This is a genomic window from Nocardioides sp. (assembly GCF_016462705.1).
GTDB lineage: Bacteria > Actinomycetota > Actinomycetes > Propionibacteriales > Nocardioidaceae > Nocardioides.
In genome coordinates this window covers 1-5,401 of the sequence record NZ_JAEMSS010000236.1, presented here as the reverse complement: position 1 = coordinate 5,401, position 5,401 = coordinate 1, and the positions used below count along the sequence as shown (strand labels likewise).

Below are 5,401 nucleotides of genomic sequence, written 5' to 3'. Positions count from 1 at the left end.
ACAACCGGGTCAACTCGATCGAGAAGGCCGCGGCCAAGATCAAGGAGCTGGTGCCGGAGGCGCGGGTCGCCACTGCGCACGGCCAGATGGGGGAGCACCAGCTCGAGCAGGTGATGCTCGACTTCTGGGAGAAGCGCTTCGACGTGCTGGTCTGCACGACCATCGTGGAGTCGGGGCTCGACGTCTCCAACGCCAACACCATGATCATCGAGCGGTCCGACACCCTCGGGCTGTCGCAGCTCCACCAGCTGCGCGGCCGGGTCGGGCGGTCCCGGGAGCGGGCCTACGCCTACTTCCTCTACCCCGCCGAGAAGCCGCTGACCGAGACCGCGCACGAGCGGCTGGCCACCCTGGCGCAGCACTCCGACCTCGGGGGCGGCATGGCGATCGCGATGAAGGACCTCGAGATCCGCGGTGCCGGCAACCTGCTCGGCGGGGAGCAGTCCGGCCACATCGCCGACGTGGGCTTCGACCTCTACGTCCGGCTGGTCGGCGAGGCGGTCAACGAGTTCAAGGGCGAGGAGGAGCCGGAGCTGGGCGAGGTCCGCATCGAGCTGCCCCTCGACGCGCACCTCCCGCACGACTACATCCCCAGCGAGCGGCTCCGGCTGGAGATGTACAAGCGGCTGGCCGAGGTGCGCAGCGACGAGGACGTCGACCTGCTCCGCGAGGAGATGGCCGACCGCTACGGCCCCGCGCCACAGGAGGTCGAGTCCCTCCTGCTCGTCGCCCGGTTCCGGGCCCGGGCCCGCAAGGCCGGGGTCGGCGAGGTGACCATCGCCGGCCGCAACGTCAGGTTCGCGCCGGTCGAGCTGCCCGAGTCCCGCGTCGTCCGCCTGCAGCGGCTCTACCCCAAGTCGATCGTCAAGGCCCCGGTCAAGACGGTCCTGGTCCCGCGTCCGGGGACGCCGGGCAGGACCGGCACGCCGCTCACGGGGATCGCGCTGCTCCAGTGGGCGCACGAGGTGATCGACGCCGTGATCGACCCGCCGCCGGTGTCGTCCTGATCACGTCCCGCGTACCCGTACGGGTGGCCTGTTCCGGAAGGGAGTGGGGCACCGGGGGAACGTGTTCCTCTTCTTCAGCAACCGGCTCGGCTGTGCCGGGTCACTCGCGGTCTCAGCGCTCCTGACCGTCGTCATCGTCCTGGTGCTGTGGCGATGACCCGGTCCCTCGGGGCGTTCCTGGCGCGTCTGCTCTTCTTCGGCGCCCACGCCGGTCCGCCGCGCGGACGTGGCTGACCGGTGCTGCGACTCGCCCTGATCGGGGACTCCATCGCCTGGGGGATGGGAGCAACGGCTCCGGAGAGCCGGCTGGCCGCCCGGCTGACCCGACGGCTCCGCGAGGTCGGTGTCGACGCGGTCGCGCGGGTGTTCGCGGTCCCGGGAGCGCGTAGCTCGGGGTTGGCCCCGCAGGTCGACCAGGCGCTGGGCTGGTTGCCGGATGCGGCTGTGATCGTCATCGGCGCGAACGACCTGACGCATCTCGAGCCGGTCGACGCGGCGATCGCCTCCCTGGCCGAGGCGGTCTCCCGGCTGCGTCGCGCGGGCAGCGAGGTCGTGCTGGCGCCGGCCCCCGACCTGAGCATGGTCCCGCACGTCCCACCGGCGCTGCGGCCGTTGGTCCAGGCCGCCAGTGCCGAGTTCCGCACCGGCCAGATCGCCGCCGCCGAAGCGCTCGGCGCCAGGGTCGCCGACCCCGACGCGTCGACAGCCGCGGTCTTCCGGGCCGACCGCAGCCTCTTCTCACCGGACCGCTTCCATCCGTCGGACGCCGGCTACGAGGTGATCGCCGCTGCGATCGCTCCGCACCTGCTGGCGGCCGCCGTCGACGACCACTCGAGAATCGAGAGCACGTGAAGATCCTGGTGACAGGTGCGACCGGGTACGTCGGGGGCCGACTGGTCCCGTTGCTTCTCGAGCGCGGCCACGACGTACGCACGACCACGACCGACCCGGACCGCGACCAGCCGTGGTGGGGCGAGCGGGTCGAGACCGTCGTCATGGACGCCCTGGACGCCGACCAGGTCGCCGCCGCCTGCGAGGGCGTGGAGGCCGTCTACTACCTGATCCACGGCATGGGTGGGGACGACTTCGAGCGCACCGACCGCCGGGCCGCCACCAACCTGGCCGACGGTGTCCGGGCTCACGGCGTCGACCGCGTCGTCTACCTCTCCGGGGTGGTCCCCGATGTCGAGGACGACGAGCTCTCCGACCACATCAGGTCCCGCCGTGAGGTCGAGCGGATCCTCAGCGACACCCCGGCGACCGTGGTCGTCCTGCGCGCCGCCGTGATCCTCGGCAGCGGGTCCACCTCGTTCGAGATCATCCGCCAGGTCAGCGAGCGGATGCCGGTGCACACCATCCCGACCTGGATGGACTCGCTCGTCCAGCCGATCGCCGTCGTCGACGTGCTCGAGGCGCTCACCGGCGCGCTCGACTACACCGGCCCCTCGCGTCACTTCGACGTGGGCGGGCCGGACCAGCTGCGCTACGGGGCCCTGCTCGACGACTACACGTCCCAGGCCGGGCTCACGCGGCCCCAGGTCGAGGTGCCGCTGCTGCCGACGTCGCTCGTCGGGACGCTGGTCGGCAGCCTCACCGACGTCCCCCGGCCGACCGTCGAGGCGCTCGTGGAGAGTCTTCGCCACGACATGGTGGCGGGCGACGACGACTTCTGGGAGCTGCTTCCCGAGGGGCACGAGCTGGTGGGGCTGGACGAGGCGTTCCGCCGCGCCCTGGCCGAGCGGGCGAGCTCGCCGGAACTCGCCGACCCGATGGGCCCCCTCCCGCAGGATCCGGCCTGGGCCAGCGGCGGCGACGACCGGCCCGTCCTGGCCAAGGTGGTCGACGCGGTGCAGGACGTGCTGCCCGGCTCCTGAGTGGCAGGAGGCTCAGCGGGCGGTCGACCGACGGCTCGGACGCAAGCCGGGTGGGGGCAGAACTCCTCGCGGCTGCTTGAATGTCGTCCGTGCTGAAGCGTTCCCTGGCCGCCGCGGTCCCGTGCCTCGTCCTGCTCTCGGGATGCGGGGTGGCCGAGACCCAGTTCCGTCCCGGCGTCGCCGTCGAGGTGGGCGACCGGACCATCACCACGGACCGCGTCGACGAGCTCACCGCGGGCTTCTGCGCGGCGGTCGAGGAGCAGATCTCCAGCGGCGGCCAGTCCTACCCGCTGCGCCTCTTCAAGCGCGGGATCGTCGGGCAGCTCGCGGTCCAGTCCGCCGTCGAGCAGCTGGCCGACGACTACGACGTCTCGCCCGGCACCGACTACCAGTCCCAGCTCGCCCAGATCGAGACCGAGGCCGAGGGGCTGTCCGAGGAGGGGCGGGACGAGTACGTCGAGGTGCAAGCGACGCTGCCCTACGTCACCGACGTCCTCACCCAGATCGGCGGGATCCTGCTCGCCGACGAGGGCGAGGAGGATCCCACCGTCGACTTCCAGCAGGCGCGCGGGCTGGACGCGCTCGCCGAGTGGGTGGACCGCGAGGGCGTCACCTTCGACCCGCGCTACGGCACCGAGCTCGTCGACGGCCAGCCCCAGCCGGTCGACACCGACCTGACGTTCGCCGTCAGCGACGTGGCGAAGGGCGGGGTGTCGGACGAGGAGCCCGACCCCGCCTATGTCGCCACCCTGCCGACGTCCGCCACCTGCGGCTGAGCCGCACCCGGCCGGGACGACTCGATGGCCGAGGAACCACTGGTCGAGTTCGTCCAGGTGATGCGCCGGCTCCGGGCCGAGTGCCCCTGGAAGGCCGAGCAGACCCACCGCTCGCTGGCCCGCTACTTGCTCGAGGAGACCCACGAGACCCTCGAGGCGATCGACGCCGGTGACGCGACGGGTGACTGGACGCACCTGCGCGAAGAGCTCGGCGACCTGCTGCTGCAGGTCTACTTCCACGCCGTGATCGCCGAGGAGCGCGGCGACTTCACCCTCGACCACGTGGCCCGCGACATCACCGCCAAGATGCACCGCCGCAACCCGCACGTCTTCGGCGACCCCGACGCGGACCATCCCCAGGACGCGGCCGGCGTCAACGAGGCGTGGCAGGCGATCAAGGCGACGGAGAAGCAGCGCGACTCCGTCACCGACGGCCTGCCGGACACGCTGCCCGCGCTGCTCTACGCCGCCAAGGTCCTCGAGCGCGGCAGCTCGCGGCCGTCGGAGGGGGGACGTGACCTCGGCGACCGGCTGCTGGCCCTGGTCGCCGAGGCCGTGGACACCGGCGTCGACCCCGAGCAGGCCCTGCGCGACGCCGTGCGCCGCCTCGCCTGAGCCGCTACCCGGATCGGTCCGCTCGCCGGACTAGGCTGCGAGGTGCCTTCTTCCCCCAACTGCAGGAGACCACCAACGTGGCTGTGATCGAAGCCGTCGGCGCTCGCGAGATCCTCGACTCCCGAGGCAACCCCACCGTCGAGTGCGAGGTCCTCCTCGACGACGGCACCTTCGCCCGGGCCGCGGTGCCCAGCGGGGCGTCCACCGGCGCCTTCGAGGCGGTGGAGCTGCGCGACGGCGGCGACCGCTACGGCGGCAAGGGCGTCCAGAAGGCCGTCGACGCGGTCATCCAGACCCTCGGCCCCGCGGTCGAGGGCCTCGACGCCGACGACCAGCGACTGGTCGACCAGACCATGCTCGACGCCGACGGCACCCCCAACAAGGCCAACCTCGGCGCCAACGCCATCCTCGGCGTCTCGCTCGCCGTGGCCCGGGCCGCCGCCGACTCGGCCGGGCTTCCCCTCTACCGCTACGTCGGTGGCCCCAACGCCCATCTGCTGCCGGTCCCGATGATGAACATCCTCAACGGCGGCTCGCACGCCGACTCCAACGTCGACGTGCAGGAGTTCATGATCGCGCCGATCGGCGCGGCCACGTTCAAGGAGGCGCTGCGCTCCGGCGCCGAGGTCTACCACGCGCTCAAGTCGGTGCTGAACAAGAAGGGCCTCTCGACCGGGCTCGGCGACGAGGGCGGGTTCGCGCCCAACCTGGACTCCAACCGGGCCGCCCTCGACCTGATCGCCGAGGCCGTGGAGGCGTCGGGGCAGAAGCTCGGCACCGACATCGCCTTCGCGATGGACGTCGCGGCCAGCGAGTTCTTCAAGGACGGCGCCTACGTCTTCGAGGGCGCACCCAAGACCAGTGCCGAGATGACCGCCTACTACGCCGAGCTCGTCGCGGCGTACCCGATCGTCTCCATCGAGGACCCCCTCGACGAGGAGGACTGGGACGGCTGGAAGGCGATGAGCGACCAGCTCGGTGGCCGGATCCAGATCGTCGGCGACGACCTGTTCGTCACCAACGTCGAGCGCCTCCAGCGAGGCATCGACGGCGGCTCTGCCAACGCGATGCTGGTCAAGGTCAACCAGATCGGCTCGCTCACCGAGACCCTCGACGCCGTCGAGCTCGC

General features: G+C 71.8%; 6 protein-coding genes. All 6 read left to right on the top strand.

Translation table 11 applies throughout. From position 1 onward, the window contains the following. The coding region (locus JHD21_RS20285) for a TRCF domain-containing protein (protein WP_292679036.1) at nt 1-1,007 on the top strand (1,007 nt) is incomplete at its 5' end. Nucleotides 1,008-1,244: 237 nt separating this feature from the next. Next, a complete protein-coding gene (locus JHD21_RS20280) occupies nt 1,245-1,859 on the top strand; it encodes an SGNH/GDSL hydrolase family protein (RefSeq protein ID WP_292679033.1) in 615 nt (204 codons plus the stop codon). Beyond that, nucleotides 1,856-2,881, top strand: coding sequence for an NAD(P)H-binding protein (locus JHD21_RS20275; protein ID WP_292679030.1), 1,026 nt, complete (start codon nt 1,856-1,858; stop codon nt 2,879-2,881). Before JHD21_RS20280 ends, JHD21_RS20275 begins: the two co-directional genes overlap by 4 nt. Nucleotides 2,882-2,970: 89 nt before the next feature. Continuing rightward, nucleotides 2,971-3,657, top strand: coding sequence for a hypothetical protein (locus JHD21_RS20270; RefSeq protein WP_292679027.1), 687 nt, complete (start codon nt 2,971-2,973; stop codon nt 3,655-3,657). Nucleotides 3,658-3,681: 24 nt separating this feature from the next. After that, nucleotides 3,682-4,272, top strand: coding sequence for a MazG family protein (locus JHD21_RS20265; RefSeq protein ID WP_292679023.1), 591 nt, complete (start codon nt 3,682-3,684; stop codon nt 4,270-4,272). Nucleotides 4,273-4,349: 77 nt separating this feature from the next. Next, the coding region (gene eno, locus JHD21_RS20260) for a phosphopyruvate hydratase (protein WP_292679020.1) at nt 4,350-5,401 on the top strand (1,052 nt) is incomplete at its 3' end.